This window comes from uncultured Mailhella sp., from assembly GCF_944324615.1.
Lineage (GTDB): Bacteria > Desulfobacterota > Desulfovibrionia > Desulfovibrionales > Desulfovibrionaceae > Mailhella.
This window is the reverse complement of sequence record NZ_CALUWY010000029.1, coordinates 11,584-29,219: the sequence shown is the minus strand read 5'-3', so window position 1 is coordinate 29,219 and position 17,636 is coordinate 11,584. Positions and strand designations below refer to the sequence as shown.

At 63.3% G+C, this 17,636-nt stretch carries 14 protein-coding genes; all 14 read left to right on the top strand.

All coding sequences use genetic code 11. From position 1 onward, the window contains the following. Positions 1 to 1,331: 1,331 nt before the first annotated feature. Positions 1,332 to 1,811, top strand: a complete 480-nt coding sequence (locus Q0K07_RS07800) for a division/cell wall cluster transcriptional repressor MraZ (protein ID WP_294558273.1) — start codon at positions 1,332 to 1,334, stop codon at positions 1,809 to 1,811. A 12-nt stretch (positions 1,812 to 1,823) separates the two neighbouring features. Beyond that, positions 1,824 to 2,855 carry a 16S rRNA (cytosine(1402)-N(4))-methyltransferase RsmH gene (gene rsmH, locus Q0K07_RS07795; protein ID WP_294558272.1) on the top strand — a complete coding sequence of 344 codons (1,032 nt, stop codon included), beginning with the start codon at positions 1,824 to 1,826 and terminating at the stop codon, positions 2,853 to 2,855. Next, entirely contained in the window at positions 2,852 to 3,157 is a 306-nt protein-coding gene (locus Q0K07_RS07790) for a hypothetical protein (protein ID WP_294558271.1), read from the top strand. The genes rsmH and Q0K07_RS07790 overlap by 4 nt, the downstream gene beginning before the upstream one ends. A 4-nt stretch (positions 3,158 to 3,161) precedes the next feature. Further along, on the top strand, positions 3,162 to 5,330 hold the full coding sequence (locus Q0K07_RS07785; RefSeq protein WP_294558268.1) for a penicillin-binding protein: 2,169 nt from the start codon (positions 3,162 to 3,164) through the stop codon (positions 5,328 to 5,330). A 4-nt stretch (positions 5,331 to 5,334) separates the two neighbouring features. Further along, positions 5,335 to 6,846 carry a UDP-N-acetylmuramoyl-L-alanyl-D-glutamate--2,6-diaminopimelate ligase gene (locus tag Q0K07_RS07780; protein ID WP_294558266.1) on the top strand — a complete coding sequence of 504 codons (1,512 nt, stop codon included), beginning with the start codon at positions 5,335 to 5,337 and terminating at the stop codon, positions 6,844 to 6,846. Beyond that, a complete protein-coding gene (gene murF / locus Q0K07_RS07775) occupies positions 6,843 to 8,237 on the top strand; it encodes a UDP-N-acetylmuramoyl-tripeptide--D-alanyl-D-alanine ligase (RefSeq protein WP_294558274.1) in 1,395 nt (464 codons plus the stop codon). The genes Q0K07_RS07780 and murF overlap by 4 nt, the downstream gene beginning before the upstream one ends. After that, positions 8,227 to 9,309 carry a phospho-N-acetylmuramoyl-pentapeptide-transferase gene (mraY, locus tag Q0K07_RS07770; RefSeq protein ID WP_294558264.1) on the top strand — a complete coding sequence of 361 codons (1,083 nt, stop codon included), beginning with the start codon at positions 8,227 to 8,229 and terminating at the stop codon, positions 9,307 to 9,309. The genes murF and mraY overlap by 11 nt, the downstream gene beginning before the upstream one ends. 8 nt (positions 9,310 to 9,317) lie before the next feature. After that, the gene (gene murD / locus Q0K07_RS07765) at positions 9,318 to 10,637 is read left to right on the top strand and encodes a UDP-N-acetylmuramoyl-L-alanine--D-glutamate ligase (protein WP_294558263.1); all 1,320 of its coding nucleotides are present in this window, start codon (positions 9,318 to 9,320) and stop codon (positions 10,635 to 10,637) included. A 72-nt stretch (positions 10,638 to 10,709) separates the two neighbouring features. Further along, entirely contained in the window at positions 10,710 to 11,840 is a 1,131-nt protein-coding gene (ftsW, locus tag Q0K07_RS07760) for a putative lipid II flippase FtsW (RefSeq protein WP_294558261.1), read from the top strand. Positions 11,841 to 11,842: 2 nt separating this feature from the next. After that, positions 11,843 to 12,955, top strand: coding sequence for an undecaprenyldiphospho-muramoylpentapeptide beta-N-acetylglucosaminyltransferase (gene murG / locus Q0K07_RS07755; protein WP_294558258.1), 1,113 nt, complete (start codon positions 11,843 to 11,845; stop codon positions 12,953 to 12,955). 13 nt (positions 12,956 to 12,968) lie between these two features. Continuing rightward, on the top strand, positions 12,969 to 14,354 hold the full coding sequence (gene murC, locus Q0K07_RS07750) for a UDP-N-acetylmuramate--L-alanine ligase (protein WP_294558256.1): 1,386 nt from the start codon (positions 12,969 to 12,971) through the stop codon (positions 14,352 to 14,354). Continuing rightward, complete coding sequence (locus Q0K07_RS07745) at positions 14,351 to 15,274, top strand: FAD-binding protein (protein WP_294558254.1); 924 nt, start codon at positions 14,351 to 14,353, stop codon at positions 15,272 to 15,274. The genes murC and Q0K07_RS07745 overlap by 4 nt, the downstream gene beginning before the upstream one ends. Next, a complete protein-coding gene (locus Q0K07_RS07740) occupies positions 15,262 to 16,191 on the top strand; it encodes an FtsQ-type POTRA domain-containing protein (RefSeq protein WP_294558252.1) in 930 nt (309 codons plus the stop codon). Before Q0K07_RS07745 ends, Q0K07_RS07740 begins: the two co-directional genes overlap by 13 nt. Before the next feature lie 163 nt (positions 16,192 to 16,354). Next, on the top strand, positions 16,355 to 17,605 hold the full coding sequence (ftsA, locus tag Q0K07_RS07735; protein WP_294558250.1) for a cell division protein FtsA: 1,251 nt from the start codon (positions 16,355 to 16,357) through the stop codon (positions 17,603 to 17,605). The last annotated feature ends 31 nt before the right edge of the window (positions 17,606 to 17,636 follow it).

Below are 17,636 nucleotides of genomic sequence, written 5' to 3'. Positions count from 1 at the left end.
GCTCCCTTTCCCCGCAGGAACGAAAAAAACGAAAAAAAAGCCCTCCCCCATGCCTGACGTGGGAAAAAGGGGAAGGCCTGCCGCCATGCTCAGGGCCTGTCCCCTGCTGGAGGGAGCGGAAAAGCGCCGGGGAGTGGAAAAATCCCGGGCAGGCTCCGGCGCAGGACAGACCTTCCGCACGAAAAACGCCCTGCCCGCCGGGGAAGGAGGGCGCTGTTGCCCTATCCCCATGCCTCTACTGAAAGCGCCCTGCTTGCCGGGGAAAAATCCTGCCCCCTTCGGCCCTCAGCGTGCTCCGCCGGGGAAAAAACGGGGCACAGGCCTCTCCCCGCGCTCCGGAACGGAATCCCTCCCCTTTTTCCCACCCTGCGGGGCTTTTCTCCCCCCTGCGCCGGGGGCGGCTCCTCCCCCATGCCCGGAGCGGCCTGCACAAGGGGGGGCAGAAAGGCTGTGCCCCCCCCAAAAAAATGCCCGCGCCTTTCCGGAAGAGGGGGAAAAGCCGCTCCTTCCCCCGCAGGAACGAAAAAAACGAAAAAAAAGCCCTCCCCCATGCCTGACATGGAAAAAAGGGGAAGGCCTGCCGCCATGCTCAGGGCCTGTCCCCTGCTGGAGGGAGCGGAAAAGCGCCGGTGAGTGGAAAATCCCGGGCAGATTCCGGCGCAGGACAGACCTTCCGCATGAAAAGCGCCCTGCCCGCCGGGGAAGGAGGGCGCTGTTGCCCTATCCCCCATGCCTCTACTGAAAGAGCCCTGCTTGCCGGGGAAAAATCCTGCCCCCTTCGGCCCTCAGCGTGCTCCGCCGGGGAAAAAACGGGGCACAGGCCTCTCCCCGCGCCCCGGAACGGAATCCCTCCCCTTTTTCCCACCCTGCGGGGCTTTTCTCCCCCCTGCGCCGGGGGCGGCTCCTCCTCCATGCCCGGAGCGGCCTGCACAAGGGGGGGCAGAAAGGCTGTGCCCCCCCCCAAAAAAAATGCCCGCGCCTTTCCGGAAGAGGGGGAAAAGCCGCTCCCTTTCCCCGCAGGAACGAAAAAAACGAAAAAAAAGCCCTCCCCCATGCCTGACGTGGGAAAAAGGGGAAGGCAGGGCCCTTCTGCGCGGCTTTTTTCCGCCCGCGCCTTCCCGGGAAGGCCGCGACGCGCACAAGGGGGCCTTTTCCCCGCCGCAGGGACTTTTGAACGCCGATGCTGCGCGCCGATTTTCCCGTTTTTTGTAACACTTCTGATTTTTCCTGTGATATTCACCTGTTGCTTTTCATTATCTTTCCTCCGGCCTTGACAGTTTTTCTTTTATAGGCAAAAAGTGGGGAAAAGTGGCACAAAGTGGAAACGCGCTATGGTGTTCAGAGGAAGGTTCTCCCGCAACCTCGACCAGAAGGGTCGTCTGATGCTCCCCCCGGAACTGCGCTCCGCCCTCACGGCGGAAAGTGCGGCGGCTCCGGAATCTTCAGACCCGTCCTCCTGCTCCTTCGTCCTCACCACCTACGACGGCTGCCTCGTGGCGTTTTCCTGGCGGGACTGGACGGAACTTGAACAGAAGTTCATGCGCATCCCCAATCCTTCCGCGCGCGTGCGCGCCTTCCGCCGCCTGGTCATAGGCGGGGCGGAAAAGCACACGCCCGACGCCCAGGGCCGTATTCTGCTTTCTCCCGATCACCGCGCCTATGCCGGGCTGGAAAGGGAGGCCACCGTTCTCGGTCTTGTGGACCGTTTTGAAATCTGGAATCCCGCCGCGCTCCGGGCTTCCATGGCGCCGGAACATCTCGAAGGCGTCACGGAAGAACTTGCCGCAAGCGGCATTGATTTTTCCCTCTAGCCCCTTTTCGCCATGCCTCATCGTCCTGAATCCGCCTCTCCCGTCACTGCCGAAAACGCAAGGCACGTTTCCGTACTTCTGCCCGAAGTGCTGGAAGCTCTGGCCCCGCGCCCTGAAGGCCGTTATCTCGACGGCACCCTGGGCCTTGCCGGGCATTCGGCCGCCCTCATGGAAAAAAGCGGCGGCAGGGCCTTCCTCTGCGGACTGGACAGAGACCCGCAGGCCCTTGTGCGCGCCCAGAAACGCCTTGAGCCCTACGGCGACCACTGCCGCCTCTTCTCCCTGGAATACGCCTCCTTTGCCGACGCGCTGGACGCCCTCGGCTGGGAAAGCGTGGACGGCGCGCTTCTGGACATAGGCGTCTCCTCCCTGCAGCTCGACGTGAACGAACGCGGCTTTTCCCTGCACGGCGACGCGCCGCTCGACATGCGCATGGACATGGGCGGCTTTTCCCACGCGGGGCGGGAACCGTGGACGGAATCGGCGCGCACGGTGGTGAACATGGCCGACGTGAACACCCTGCGCCGCATCATCGAAACCTTCGGGGAAGATCCGCAGGCGCCGCGCATCGCCCGGGCCATTGTGGAGGCGCGGCAGAAGGCCCCCATCGAAACCACGGGGCAGCTTGCCGACATCGTCTGGCACGCCTACCCCGCCAAATGGCGGGAAACGGCGCGCAACCACCCGGCCACGCGCACCTTTCAGGCCATACGCATGGTGGTGAACGACGAACTCGGTCAGCTTGAACGCTTTCTCGACGCCATCCTGCCCCGGCTCGCCGTGGGCGGAAGGCTGGCCATCATCACCTTTCATTCGCTGGAAGACCGCATCGTCAAACAGCGATTCCGCACCTGGAGCACCGACTGCCTGTGCCCGCCGCACCTTCCGCGCTGCGTGTGCAACCACCATGCCGAAGTGCGCCTCCTGACAAAAAAACCCATCGTCCCGGGAAAGGACGAACTTCTCATCAACCCCAGAGCCGGCAGCGCGAAGCTCCGCGTCGTGGAAAAACTGCCGCCGTTCAAGAAGGAGGAGCTGTCATGAATTCGCATACCGCCACGCTTGGTTCCGGGGGCTGGTTCCTCATGCTCATCGTCTCCATCCTGTTCAGCCTCATCATGGGCGTGGCCCTCACCTGGCTGAGCATCGACAGGAGCGACACGGCCTATACCATCCAGAAGATGCAGAGGCAGACGGACTCCGCCCGCGCCCACGTCGCCAAGCTGGAAGTGGAACGCGACAGCCTTCTTTCCCCCTACGTCCTCGGAAAAACCGCCGAGCAGCTCGGCATGAGCATGGCCGACCCCGGCCAGATCCGCCGTATCAACCCAGGCAGGAACAAATAGCCCCATGCGCCCGAACAGTTCTTCCTCGTCGTCGTCCCGCATGCCGGGGCGGCGGCGCGCCAACCGTCGCCTCCCCTCAAGTCAGCCCTCTGCCACCCAAGGCAAAGGGCTGTTCTCGCGCATACGCGCGCGGTGGGCCTGGCTGCTCGGGCAGCGATTTCACTATGCGGCGGCGCTCTTCATCGTGTGCTGGCTGCTTCTGTGGTTCCGCGCCTTCGAGGTGCAGGTGCTGCTCGGCCCCGTATACAGCGAAATGGCCGAACGCCAGCACACCTATACCGAGGTGATCGAAGGCGCGCGCGGCAGCATTCTCGACCGCAACGGCCGCGTGCTGGCCCGCAGCGTGGCCTGCCAGTCCGTGTACGCGAACCCCCGCGTCATGGAAGACATCAATGACGCGGCCGAACGGCTCGCCCCGCTTCTGAAGCGAAGCCCCGCCGACCTCGCCGCCGTGTTCCGCAAAAACAAGGCCTTCATCTGGCTGGCCCGCAAGGTGGACGACGCCACGGCCACAGCCATTCAGAAGGAAGGCATTCCCGGCATCGGTCTTTCCCGCGAGTTCGAGCGCGTCTACCCCTACCGTCATCTGGCGGGGCAGCTGCTGGGCTTCGTGGGCGTGGACAGCCACGGCCTCGAAGGTGTGGAACTCGCCTACGACGACAGACTGCGCGGCACCAGCGTGAAAAGCCGCGTGTCCCGCAACGCCGCGGAACAGATCCTCAACCAGAAGGAGGAACCTTCGGAACAGCGCGGGGAGGACATACACCTCACCATCGACGTGCAGGTGCAGTTCATTGCCGAAGACGTCATTGCCGACGCCGTGCGCTCCTCGGGCGCGCGCTGGGGCGGGGTTCTCGTCTCCGAAGTGGAGAGCGGCGAAATTCTCGCCTGGGCGCAGTACCCCTTCTTCAATCCCAACAATTACCGGGAAGCCAGTTCCGCCCTCTACCGCAACCGCCTCTCCGGCGACAGTCTGGAGCCCGGCTCCACCTTCAAGCCCCTGCTCATGGCCGCGGCCCTGGAGGAAAAGCTCGTCACGCCGGAAACCAAAATTTTCTGCGAAAACGGCGTGTGGCGCACCCGCTACGCGCCCATACGCGACGATACCCACGCCTACGGCGAACTCACGGCCACGGAAATCATTTCCCGTTCCAGCAACATCGGCATGGCCAAGATAGGGCTCATGCTGGGCACGCAGAAGTTCCATTCCTACCTTGCAAGGCTGGGCTTCGGGCAGAGAACGGGCATAGGCATCCACGAAAGCCGGGGCATTCTGCGTGCCCCGCGCGACTGGAGCGAGCTTGACCTCATGTCCACCTCCTTCGGGCAGAGTATTTCCGTCACCGGCATACAGATGCTTCAGGCCTACACCATTCTGGCCGACGGCGGGGAATTCCGGCCGCTCAGCCTGGTGATGAACGAACCGGGCCAGAGCGACAACGCCTCGGGCCAGCGCATCTTCTCCAAGAGAACCACGCGCACCGTGCTCAAGATGATGGAAGAAACCGTGGACGGCAACGGCACGGGCACCCGCGCCCGGATTCCGGGCCTCAGGGTGGCGGGCAAGACCGGCACGGCCCAGAAGGCCGATCATTCCGGCCGCGGCTACAGCCGCAAGCGCCTTGCCTCCTTCGGCGGCATCGTGCCTGCGGACGCGCCGCGCTACGTCATCTACGTCATGCTCGACGAACCCACCACCACGGGCTACGGCGGCGCCATCGCCGCGCCCGTGTTCCAGAAGGTGGCCTCCCGCACGCTGGCCTACAACGGCTATCTGCCCGACGTCACCTTTGCCATGGCCGAACAGGCCAAGGAAAGAGCGCTCACCCCCGCCCAGAGGGAACAGCGCAGAAAAGACGCCATCTACCTCGCCAACCTCGCCAAATACCGCGCAGAAAAAGCCAGGAAGGAACGCGAACGCGCCCAGAAAATGGCCGGAAAGGCCCTTGCCGACAACACCCTCATGCCCAACCTCCGGGGCCTTACCCTGCGCAAGACCATAGAAACCTGCGTCGCGCGCGGCATCATCCCCACCATGGAAGGAAGCGGCACCTTCGTGCTCAGGCAGAGCCCCGCACCGGGCAGCCGCATCAACGAAGACAGCACCTGTACCGTGTGGCTCACCGACACGCCTCCCGATTCCGAAACCTCCCCTTCCGCCGCAAAGGAGTAAATCCATGCGCATCACCCCCGCCCAGCTCTGCGAAGAACTCCGCAAGTGCACCCGCAATATTCAGACCGATTCCCGCCTTGTGGAACAGGGCGACGTGTTCGTGGCCCTGCCCGCCGCCGTTCCCGGGGAACGCAGCAAAACGGCGACCCATATCCGCATGGCGCTGGACAAGGGGGCCTGGGCCGTGGTGGCTCCCGCCCGCAGCGTGGAGCGGATGAACCTGAAGACCAAGGGCGACCGGGAACATGCCTGGCTGCTGTGCGAGGATTCGCGCGCCATGCTCGGCACCCTGGCGGCCGCGCGCTTCGGCACGGAAAACAGCGACATCCCCGTCATCGCCGTCACGGGCACCAACGGCAAGACCACCTGCGCCTATCTGCTGGAACATCTTTACCGTTCCAAGGGCATTCCCGTGGGGGTACTCGGCACCATAAGCTACCGCTGGCCCGGGCATGAGGAGGCCGCGCCCCTCACCACGCCCGGATGCCTCACCCTGCACCGCGCCATGAAGGACATGCGCGAGGCCGGGGCAAAGGCCGTCATCATGGAGGTTTCCTCCCACGCCATCGACCAGAAGCGCATTGCGGGCATCAACTTCAGCGCCGTGGCCTTCACCAACCTCACGCAGGACCATCTCGACTACCACAAGACCATGGAAAACTATTTCCAGGCCAAGCGCGCGCTTTTTGCGGATTTTCCCCTGCGCAGCAAGGCCATGGTCATCACCAACGACGATCCCTACGGCCACCGGCTTCTTGAGGAATTTCCCCAGGCGCTCGGCGTCGGCATCCGCACGCCTCTGGCGGGCCGCCCCTTCCTTCTGGCCGACGTGCGCCGCGCCGACACCGAAGGCCTTTCCCTGCACTTCTACTGGCAGAAGAACCGCGAGGAGCGGCTCGACTGGGTCATGCACAGCCCGCTCATCGGCCTGCACAACGCCAACAACCTGTGCACGGTATGCGGCATCGCCCTCAGCATGGGCTTTTCCGTGGAAGATCTGCAGTGCCTTTCCGGCTTTGCGGGCGTTCCGGGCAGGCTGGAACGCATCGTCGTGCCTTCCGCCGCATGGATGGCCGGGGCGCAGACCGGCGTATTCGTGGACTACGCCCACACGCCCGACGCGCTCACCCATGTGCTCAAGACCCTGCGCGACGCGCGCTTTTCCCGCCTCATCACCGTGTTCGGCTGCGGCGGCGACAGAGACCGCACCAAGCGCCCGCTCATGGGCGAGGCCGTGGCCGAGATGAGCGACATTGCCATCGTCACTTCCGACAATCCGCGCACGGAAGACCCGGAAGCCATCATCGACGACATCATGCCCGGGCTGGAAAAGGCCGCGCAAGTCTACCGCGAAAGCGACCGCCGCAAGGCGCTGGAACTGGCCGTGGGCCTGCTTCAGAGCGGCGACGCCCTGCTTGTGGCGGGCAAGGGACATGAAGACTATCAGATCATAGGAACCACGAAACATCACTTCAGTGATCAGGAAATACTCAGGGAGCTGATCTCGTGCAGATGACGCTGGAACAGGCCGCAAGGCACGCAGAGGCCACGGTGCTTTATCCTTCTTCCGTGACCATCACGGGAGCATGTACGGACAACCGGCAGGTTTCTCCGGGCAATATCTTTGTTGCCATTGCCGGTGAAAAGGTCGACGGGCACGATTTCGCAGCCGCCGCCGTCAGGGCAGGGGCCGCGGCCGTGCTTGCCGAACGCGACCCCTTCCACGGCGAAGCCCCCGCCCCGGTGCTCGTGGTGAAAAACAGCGTGGAGGCCCTCGGACGCATGGCCCATGCCTGGCGCCTTGCCTTCAGCGGCCGCGTGATCGGCATCACCGGCACGGCGGGCAAGACCACCACCAAGGAACTGCTGGCCCACATTCTGTCCGTGCACGGCAAGACGGCGAAAAACCGCATGAACCTGAACTCGCAGATAGGCATGCCCGTCTCCATGCTGGCGGCCGACGGCGACGAAGACTTCTGGGTCATGGAAGCGGGCATCAGCCACCCCAACGACATGGACGAACTCGGCCCGATGCTCAGGCCCGATCTTGCCATCATCCTCAATGTGGGCGCAGGCCACAGCCTGGGCCTCGGGGACAAGGGCACGGCCTACTACAAATCGCGCCTTCTGGCCCACATCGCTCCGGGCGGCAGGGCCCTTGTGAGCGCCGATTACGACGACCTCGCCCGCGAAGCCCTCGCCCTGCGGCCCGACACCGTGTTCTTTTCCATCAGGGGAGCGGACGTTCCCTACAGGGCGGAGTATCTTGGACTTGACGAAACGGGCCGGGGAAACTACCGTCTGTGGCTCGACGGCGAAGAGCTCACCGTAAACTGCGCCCTTTCCGGCCCGTACGCTGCGGAAAACATCATTGCGGCCGCGGCGGCGGCCCATCTTTCCGGCCTGAATGCCGGAGAGATACGAAAAGGCGTGGAAGAGGCCCCCTTCCCCGCCCAGCGCTTCGCACGGCACGAACTGCCGGGCTGGACGGTCATCGACGACACCTACAACGCCAACCCCCTTTCCGCCCGGCGCATGCTTGAGGCGGCGGCGGAACTTGCCCGCGGCAGGGACTTTGTCTGCGTCATGGGCGCCATGGGGGAACTCGGCGATGTGGCGGAAGAAGAGCATGAAAGGCTCGGCAGGGAACTCGCCCTCTCCGGCTGCAAGGCCGTGTTCTGGACGGGAGAACATGCCGAGCAGGTGGAAAAGGGGCTGAAAAGCCTTGATTTTCCCGGATTTTTCGCCGCCTTTTCCGAAGCGGGGGATTTTCTTCCCGCCTTTGAGCGCTGGGAAAAGACCCGGGGGGAAAAACACCCGGGGCTTGTGATTTTCAAAGGTTCGCGCGTCAACCGTATGGAACGCCTCGTCACCCTTTTCATGGAACAGAAAAACCATGCTTTATAACCTGCTCGTCCCCTTCAGTCAGGATGTCTCCCTGCTGAACGTGTTCCGCTACATCACCTTCCGTTCGGCGGGGGCGCTCATCTGCGCCCTGCTCTTCACCATACTCACCGGCCCGTGGTTTCTGAAAAAGCTCACGGCCCTCAAGGTGGGGCAGCCCATACTCTCCTATGTGCCGGAACATCAGGCCAAGGCGGGCACGCCCACCATGGGCGGGCTGCTCATCATGGCCGGGGCCATCGTGTCCACCCTGCTGTGGGCCGACCTTTCCAACGTGTACATCTGGCTCACCATGCTGGTGTTCGTGGGCTTCGGCGCAGTGGGCTTCGTGGACGACTACACCAAGATACGCCATCACGAGAACAAGGGCCTCTCCCCCCGCGCCAAGATGCTGGGGCTCATTGCCGTGTCGGTGGTGGCCATCAGCCTGCTGCTCATGGAACCGGCCTATTCCAGCAAGCTTTCCGTGCCCTTCTTCAAGCAGTTCATGCCCGATCTCGGCGTGTTCTATGTGGTGTTCGCCGTGGTGGTGCTCATCGCCTCCTCCAACGCCGTGAACCTCACCGACGGGCTGGACGGCCTGGCCATACTGCCCGCGGTGATGTGCTTCATGGTGTACGCCATCTTCATCTATGTGGCGGGCCATGCGAACTTCGCCCAGTACCTGCAGGTGCCTGCGGTGCCGGGCGTGGGCGAGGTCACGGTGTTCTGCTGCGCGCTCATGGGTGCGGGGCTCGGCTTTCTGTGGTACAACTGCTTCCCCGCACAGGTGTTCATGGGCGATGTGGGTTCCCTCAGCCTCGGCGGCGTGCTGGGCTTTCTGGCCGTGCTCTGCAAGCAGGAACTCATCCTCATCGTGGCGGGCGGCGTGTTCGTCATGGAAACGGTGTCCGTCATCATGCAGGTGGGCTTCTTCAAGGCCACGCACGGCAGAAGGCTGTTCCGCATGACGCCGCTGCACCATCATTTCCAGAAGGGGGAACATCCCCTGCCGGAATCCAAGATCATCGTCCGGTTCTGGATCATTTCCGTGCTTCTGGCCATCATTTCCCTTTCCGTCCTTAAACTGCGCTGAGGTGTATTGTGGCTACCTTTTCCCTTGCCGGCAGAAGCGTTGCCGTGATAGGCGCGGGCAGAAGCGGCAGAGCCGCCCTGCGCCTGCTGTATGAGGAAGGCGCAAGTGTGCGCCTTCTGGAAAAAACGCCGGAGAACATGCCTGCGGACTTTTCCGCCTGGCTTTCCGAACATCATATTCCCGTGTTCGGCGGCGAACACACGCCCGAATCCTTCGAGGGCGTGGAACTCGTCATTCCCAGCCCTGCGGCGGCAAAGGCCGTCATCGAACCTCTTCTTCCCGTGAGAGAGGACGGCACCAAGGCCGGCATCATGGCCGAAACCGAACTTGCCTGGCGCCTGCTCGACCATGAGCCCGTCATCGGCATCACGGGCACCAGCGGCAAGACCACCACCACGAGCATCATTTCCGCCATGCTGAAGGCCCACGGCCTCACGGTGTTCACGGGCGGCAACATCGGCGTGCCCCTTTCGGAATATGTGCTTGCCCGGAGGCACGGGGAGAAGAAGGCCGACGTGGTGGTGCTCGAACTTTCCAGCTTCCAGCTCCAGACCTGCTCCACCCTGCACCCCCGGGTGGGCGTGCTGCTCAACATTTCCGAAAATCACCTCGACTTCCACAAGGACATGGAAGAATACACCGAGGCGAAGATGCGCCTTTTCGCCCGTCAGACGGCGGAGGACCTTGCCGTTCTCTCCCCCGCTCTGCGCAGCCTGCCGGAAACATTCGGCATGAAGGCGCATGTGGTCTTCCTCACGCCCGGGGCGCGGCCCTTCCCGGAAACGCGGCTCATCGGCGCGCACAATCAGAGCAATGCGGAAGCGGCCTTCCTTGCCGTTTCCCCCTTCGGCGTGACAAAAGAGGAAGCCGCGCGCGCCATGCGGGAATTTACGCCCATAGCCCACAGGCTGGAACATGTGGCGGACATTGCGGGCGTGCAGTATGTGAACGATTCCAAGTGCACCACCATCGAGGCGCTCAAGGTGGCGCTCGGCGCCTTCGAAAGGCCCGTCATCCTGCTTGCCGGCGGCAAGTTCAAGGGGGGCGATGTGGAAGGCATGAAGCCTCTTCTGGCGGAACATGTGCGCGCCGTGGCCCTGTACGGCGCCTCGCGCGAACATTTTGAACCCGCCTGGAAGGACACGGTGCCCGTCACCTGGGACGAGACCATGGACGAGGCCCTTGCCCGCGCCCGTTCCCTGGCAAGGGAAGGCGACGCGGTGCTGCTTGCTCCGGCCACCTCCAGCTACGACCAGTACAAGAACTACATCGAGCGCGGCGACCATTTCCGCGAACTCGTCCTGCGCATGCAGAACGAAAAGGCGTAAGCTGCCCCGTCCCGGCCCGCGCCGGGGCGGACAACGGCCCTCTGCACCGATGAAACCCCACAAGGATCGCCCATGAACCTGCGCAAGAAAAAACCGACCGCTCCCGAACCGGAACTGCCCTTCGGTCCGGTGGACTGGTGGCTGCTCGCCCTGCTGCTTCTGCTCCTGTGCGTGGGCCTTGTGGCGGTTCTTTCCGCAAGCGGCCCCATCAGCCAGCGCACCTACAACGAATCGTACCACTTCTTCCACCGTCAGCTGCAGACCATGCTGCTCGGCGGGGTCTTTGTGGCGCTGCTGTGCTGGATTCCGCGCTCGTTCATCAACAAACTCCATTACTGGGGCATAGGCGTGGTCATGGTACTGCTCGTGCTGTGCCTGCTCATAGGCCCCACCATCAACGGCGCCCAGCGCTGGCTGGACTTTCACTTCATGATGGTGCAGCCCATGGAATTCGCCCGCATCGCCCTGGTGATGTACCTGGCCTATTTCATGAGCAGCAAGCAGAGCATGATCCGCGAGTTCAGCCGCGGCCTTCTGCCGCCCACGCTCATCACGCTGTTCATCTGCGCGCTGCTCGTGCTTCAGCCCGACCTCGGCGGCACCATCATCATGCTGACCATACTCTTCTTCATGTGCCTCGGCGGCGGCACGCGCGGCTGGTACCTCATGATGGTGCTCATCATCGCGGCCGTGCTCGTGGTGGCGCTCATCATCGTGGAACCCTACCGCTGGGCGCGATGGACGGCCTACCTCGAACCCTTTGCCAACGCCAGAGGTTCGGGCTATCAGATCGTGCAGAGCCTGCTTGCGCTGGGCAGCGGCGGCATTTTCGGCGTGGGACTCGGCGGCAGCATACAGAAGACCGTGTACCTGCCCGAAGCCCACAACGACTTCATCATGTCCGTGGTGGGCGAAGAAACGGGCTTTGTGGGCATCACCGTGGTCATGGTGCTGTTCGCGCTCTTCTTCTACCGCTGCTACCGCGTGGTGCTCGGGCAGCGGAACCTGCGCGACAGGCTTTCCGCCTACGGGCTCACCCTGGTCATCGCCCTGAGCTTTCTGCTCAACATGGCCGTCATTCTCGGCAACGTCCCGCCCAAGGGCATTGCCATGCCGTTCATCAGCTACGGCGGCAGCAGCCTGCTTGCCAACATGATCTGTGCAGGACTGCTGCTCAACTATTCACGAACCGTACGGGAGTAGGCATGCCTTTTCGCATCATCATCACCACCGGAGGCACGGGCGGACACATCTTCCCCGCCCTTGCCGTGATCGAGGCCCTCAGGAAAAAACATCCCGACGTGGAAGTGCTCTTCGTCGGCGGCCTGTACGGCCCGGAAAAGGATCTCGCCTCCCGGGCGGGCGTTCCCTTCAGGGGCCTTCCCGTGAGGGGCTTTCTGGGCCGCGGCTTCAAGGCCCTTTCCGCCGGCGCGGCCATGCTCGCGGGCGTGTGGAAGGCGCTTTTCATCGTGCGTTCCTTCCGGCCCGACGCGGTGATGGGCTTCGGCGGCTATGCGGCCTTTGCCTCCGTGTTCGCAGCCCGGCTTCTGGGCCGCCCCTGCGCCCTGCATGAGCAGAACGCCATTCCCGGCGCGGCCAACAAGATTCTCGGCAGAATGGTGAAGCGCATCTGCCTTTCCTGGCCGCAGAGCAGGCAGGAACCCTCCTTCCCCGAAGAACGCTGCGTGCTCACCGGCAACCCCATACGCGCGGGCATCGCCGCCCTCGGTGAACAGGCGCGGGAAAACGGCATGCACCTTCTCGTCATGGGCGGTTCCCAGGGCGCGCGGGCCATCAACAACATGGTGATTTCCATGCTCCCGGCCCTGCGGGAGGCAGGCGTGCACATCGTGCATCAGACGGGCGAGGGCGAATACGAAAGCGTGCGCCTCGGCTACCTTGAAGCGGGCTTCAGCCCCGAGGAAACCGATGCCATCGTGCGCCCCTTCATCCACGACATGGCCGAAGTGTACGCCTCAAGCTCCCTTGCCCTGTGCCGCGCAGGCGCCACCAGCCTTGCGGAACTTGCGGCCACGGGCACGCCCTCGGTGCTCATTCCCTTCCCCTTTGCCGCGCACGACCATCAGACGGGCAACGCGCGCGCCATGCAGGACGCGGGCGGCGGCATTCTTCTGCCGCAGAAGGACGCGCAGCGCATGGCCGAGGAAGGGAGCCTCGCGCCCATGCTCATCGAACTTCTGCGTGACAAGGAACGCCTCGCCGCCATGCGGAAAGGCGCCCTCACCCTTGCCCGGCCCCATGCCGCAAGCGACGTTGCCGAAGAGCTGCTGAAGCTTGCCGTAAACTCTCAAAAGTAATTCATGGTGATACATGAACAATAAAATCCGCGCCATTCACATGATAGGCATCGGCGGCTCCGGCATGAGCGGCATCGCCGAAGTGCTCCTCAACCTGGGATACAGCGTTCACGGTTCCGATCTTTCCACCGGCGCCACGGTGCAGCGCCTGCGCTCTCTCGGAGCGGTCATCCACACCGGCCACGCGGCCGAAAACCTGGGCGACGCTCAGGTGGTGGTGCGTTCCTCCGCCGTTTCCGACTACAACCCCGAAGTGCAGGCCGCACGGGAACGGGGCATCCCCGTCATTCCCCGCGCGGAAATGCTGGCCGAACTCATGCGCCTGCGCACGGGCATAGCCGTGGCCGGCACCCACGGCAAAACCACCACGACCTCGCTCACGGCCTCCATCTTCGACGCCGCGGGGCTCGACCCCACGGTGATCATCGGCGGCCTGTTCAACGCCTACCGCTCCAACGGGCATCTCGGTCAGGGCGAATACCTCATTGCCGAATCCGACGAATCCGACGGTTCCTTCCTCTGCCTCTTCCCCATCATCAACGTGGTGACCAACGTGGACTATGACCACATCGACCACTACGGCACGCAGGAAGCCATCGACGACGCCTTTGCGGCCTTCATGAACAAGGTGCCCTTCTACGGCATGAACATCATCTGCGGCGACGATCCGGGCGTGCGCCGCCTCATCCCCCGCATCAAGCGCCCCTTCCTCACCTACGGCTTCGGCAGAGACTGCCGCATCCGCGGGGAAATCGTGGAATGCGGGGCCATGAACCGCTTCCACGTCTGGCTGCGCGACCGCGACGGCCAGGAAAAGAAGCTCCTTGACAACGTCACCCTCTCCCAGCCCGGGCGTCACAACATTCTGAACGCCCTTGCGGCCATCGGCGTGGCGCTTCAGGCGGGCATCTCTCCGGAAAAGTGCGCCGAAGGCCTTGCGCAGTTCTCCGGCGTGGGCCGCCGCTTCGAGCTCAAGGGCGAAAAGAACGGCGTCACCGTCATCGACGACTACGGCCATCATCCCACGGAAATTCAGGCCACCATCCGCACGGCGCGCCAGGTCTTCCCGGGGAGGCGGCTCGTCATGGTGTTCCAGCCCCACCGCTTTTCCCGCACGCAGGCCCTGTTCGGAGAATTCTGCCACACCTTCGAGAATGTGGACCGGCTCTACCTCACGGAAATCTATCCTGCGAGCGAATCGCCCATTCCCGGCGTGAACGGCGTGAACCTCGCCCTCGGCATCCGTCAGTTCTCGAAAACCGACGTGACCTACAAACCCAATTTCGACGAAATCGTGGACGCGCTCAAGGACGACCTCAGGCCCGGCGATGTCCTCATCACCCAGGGCGCGGGCAGTGTGACCACCGTGGGACCCCGGGTACTGGAGAACATGGCGTGATCATCACCCCCCGCCCCGCCCTTGCTCCTCTCACCACGCTGCGGCTGGGAGGATACGCCCTTGCCGAAATACGGCTGGACAGGCCCGAAGACTGCGGACGCCTCCCGGAGGCGCTCGCCGCGGCGGGGGGGCTGCCCTGCGTGCTCGGAGGAGGGAGCAACCTGCTCATCCATGACGGCGCTCTTCCCATCACCGTGCTGCGGCCGCTCTTCGGTGCGAAGGATGCGGAACCGGAAGTGCTGGGCGAGGAGGAATCCGACGGGATACGGCGCGTTCTCTTCCGCGCGGGCGCGGGCATGCCCATGCCCCGGCTCCTTGCCTGGTGCGCGAAAAAGGGCCTTTCGGGCCTCGAAGGGCTCATCGGCGTGCCCGGACGCCTCGGCGGGGCCGTGGCCATGAATGCCGGGGCCTACGGGTGCAGCACGGCCCCTCTTCTGCGCTCTCTTTCCGTGTACACCCCGGAAAAGGGGCTGCACACGCTTCTGCCGGAAGGCTGGAGCGCGCGGTACCGGCACTTCTCCCTCACGGAGCCGTGCGCGTGGTACATGAGCGTTTCTGCTGTGCTTTCCCTTGCCGTGGATACGCCCGAGGCCGTGCACGGCCGCATGCGGGAGAACTTTCTGCACAAGAAGGCGGGCCAGCCCGTGCATGAGCACACGGCGGGCTGCGTGTTCCAGAACCCGGAAGGACAGTCCGCAGGCCGCCTTCTGGATGCGGCGGGCATGAAGGGAAAAAGGCGCGGCGCGCTGTATTTCTCCCCCATGCACGCGAACTTTCTCGTGCACGACACCCGCTGCGGCGTGCCGGGGCTGTGCAGCGACGCGCTTATGCTCATCGCGGAGGCAAAGCGCGCCGTTTCCGACATGTTCGGCGTGGCGCTTCAGCTTGAGGTGAAGGAGTGGCCGCCATGTCCTTCCTGAACCGCTCAAGCCGCCGCAACGCCTACGCGCAGAGAAAAAAGAGCGCGGCGGAAAGCGCCTCCCGGCAGCGCCGCAGCAGCGCCAACCGCAAGAAGGTGAAGGAAGCGCCGAAAAGAACGCGGCGCTCCTCCCTGCGCCTGCCTTCGGTGCATGTGAGCGCCAAGGGCTTTCTGCGCCTCATCCGCTGGACCGCGCTCCTGGCCGTGGCGGGGGTCTTTCTCTACGGCGCGGCCGCAGGGCTGGTGAAGGCCTGGCATTTCTGCACCACCAGCGAATATTTCACCATAGAAAGCGTGAGCGTCACGGGCAACAGCCAGATCAGGACCGAGGACATTCTGGAACAGTGCGGCATACGCAAGGGGGAAAACAGCCTTCTTGTGAACGTGCAGCAGGCGGAACAGAAGCTGGTGGCCAACCCGTGGATAGAACATGTGTCCATACGGCGGGAACTGCCGGGCACCTTCGTCATCACGGTCAAGGAGCGCGTGCCGCTTTTCTGCGCGCGCAAGGACAACACGCTTTACTACATCAACGCCGCGGGCCAGATCATCGCCCCCGTGTCCACGGAGAATTTCCGTTCCCTGCCCGTGCTGGAAATAGGCCCCGGCGGGGAAGAGGCCCTGCCCATGGTGGCCCAGTTCGTGGAAGAATTCCGTCATGCAGGGTTCCCCTTTGACATTTCCCAGATTTCGTGGATACGATTGAGCGCGGGCGGAGGCTTCGAGCTGTACTGGGAAACGCGCCGCCTGCGGCTGAGCATCGGCGTGGAAAACTGGAAGGACAATCTGAAGCGCATCGCCTCGGTCGTTACCGATATTGAAAAACGAAAGGAAACCGTGATGGTCACCAGCATCCGCGCCGCCGACGGACAGGTGTGGATGACCAAAACGCAGGACGGGCAGCAGAACGACAAGTGACGCCACTCTCCCATCCTTTCAGAGTGTTGCGGCACATGGAGGCAGGCAGTTTGTCCGGTAAAAAAATGCTGGACAATGCCGCGTTTTTGTGCTGCTCTTTTCAAGTCTGTATTTAACAAGGCATCTCCTTTCACAGGTATGCTCAGGGCATGGGGAGCTTACAATGCCAAAATCCGAACTCATCGTCGGCCTTGACATAGGTACGACAAAAATCTGCGCCGTTGTCGGCGAACCCTCCGAAAACGGAATAGATATCATCGGGATAGGCACAAGTCCCTCCAACGGCCTGCGCAAAGGCGTCGTCGTCAACATCGACCAGACCGTGCAGTCCATCCGCAAAGCCGTGGAAGAAGCCGAGCTCATGGCCGGCTGTGAGATCAAATCGGTGTATGCGGGCATCGCGGGCAGCCACATCAAGGGCGTGAACAGTCACGGCGTCATCGCCATCAAGGGCGGCGGCGAGGTGACGCAGCACGATGTGGAGCGCGTGCTCGACGCGGCCAAGGCCGTGGCCATTCCCATGGACCGGGAAGTCATACACATTCTTCCCCAGGGCTACATTGTGGACGAACAGCGCGGCATAGCCAACCCCATCGGCATGTCGGGCGTGCGCCTTGAAGCCAACGTGCATATCGTGACGGGCGCCGTGACCTCGGCGCAGAATATCATCCGTTCCTGCAACAGGAGCGATCTCGACGTTTCCGACATCGTGCTGGAGTCTCTGGCCTCCTCCAAGTCCATTCTTACGGAGGAGGAACGCGAGATAGGCGTGGCCATTGTGGACATAGGCGGCGGCACGAGCGACATAGCCATATTCGTCAACAACGCCATAAAGCATACGGGAGCCGTGGCCCTCGGCGGCCACAATCTGACAAGCGACATAGCCTTCGGCCTGCGCACCTCCATATCCGCGGCCGACAGAATAAAAATCAAATACGGCTGCGCCCTCACCGAAATGGTCCGTCCCGACGAGACCATCGAGGTGCCCGGGGTGGGCGGAAGACCCTCGCGCACGGTGGAACGCCGTGTGCTTGCCGAAATCTGCGAACCCCGCATGGAAGAAATCCTTGCGCTTGTGTATCAGGAGCTTGAACATTCCGGGCTCAAGCGTCAGCTCGGGGCGGGCGTGGTACTCACGGGCGGCGCGGCCCTCATTCCGGGCTGCGCGGAACTGGCGGAGGAAATCTTCCAGCTGCCCACGAGGCTGGGCTATCCCCGCAACGTGGGCGGACTCAAGGACGTCATCAACAACCCCAAGTTCGCCACGGCCGTAGGTCTGCTTTTCTATGGAGCCGAAAAGGAGAGCGAGGAAGCGCCCACGCGCTTCGTGAACGCGCCCTCTTCCTCTGCCGAATCCAGTATGTTCCACGGAGTATGGGAACGCATGAAGCGCTGGTTCGGCGACATCCGTTAAGTCAATCAGTCGAATACCCGGAGCACAGTAC

What these genes read in the sequence shown, in the direction of transcription:
- Q0K07_RS07800 (WP_294558273.1), top strand. Translation starts at nt 1,332, where the DNA reads ATGGTGTTCAGAGGAAGGTTCTCCCGCAACCTCGACCAGAAGGGTCGT.
- rsmH (WP_294558272.1), top strand. Translation starts at nt 1,824, where the DNA reads ATGCCTCATCGTCCTGAATCCGCCTCTCCCGTCACTGCCGAAAACGCA.
- Q0K07_RS07790 (WP_294558271.1), top strand. Translation starts at nt 2,852, where the DNA reads ATGAATTCGCATACCGCCACGCTTGGTTCCGGGGGCTGGTTCCTCATG.
- Q0K07_RS07785 (WP_294558268.1), top strand. Translation starts at nt 3,162, where the DNA reads ATGCGCCCGAACAGTTCTTCCTCGTCGTCGTCCCGCATGCCGGGGCGG.
- Q0K07_RS07780 (WP_294558266.1), top strand. Translation starts at nt 5,335, where the DNA reads ATGCGCATCACCCCCGCCCAGCTCTGCGAAGAACTCCGCAAGTGCACC.
- murF (WP_294558274.1), top strand. Translation starts at nt 6,843, where the DNA reads ATGACGCTGGAACAGGCCGCAAGGCACGCAGAGGCCACGGTGCTTTAT.
- mraY (WP_294558264.1), top strand. Translation starts at nt 8,227, where the DNA reads ATGCTTTATAACCTGCTCGTCCCCTTCAGTCAGGATGTCTCCCTGCTG.
- ftsW (WP_294558261.1), top strand. Translation starts at nt 10,710, where the DNA reads ATGAACCTGCGCAAGAAAAAACCGACCGCTCCCGAACCGGAACTGCCC.
- murG (WP_294558258.1), top strand. Translation starts at nt 11,843, where the DNA reads ATGCCTTTTCGCATCATCATCACCACCGGAGGCACGGGCGGACACATC.
- murC (WP_294558256.1), top strand. Translation starts at nt 12,969, where the DNA reads ATGAACAATAAAATCCGCGCCATTCACATGATAGGCATCGGCGGCTCC.
- Q0K07_RS07740 (WP_294558252.1), top strand. Translation starts at nt 15,262, where the DNA reads ATGTCCTTCCTGAACCGCTCAAGCCGCCGCAACGCCTACGCGCAGAGA.
- ftsA (WP_294558250.1), top strand. Translation starts at nt 16,355, where the DNA reads ATGCCAAAATCCGAACTCATCGTCGGCCTTGACATAGGTACGACAAAA.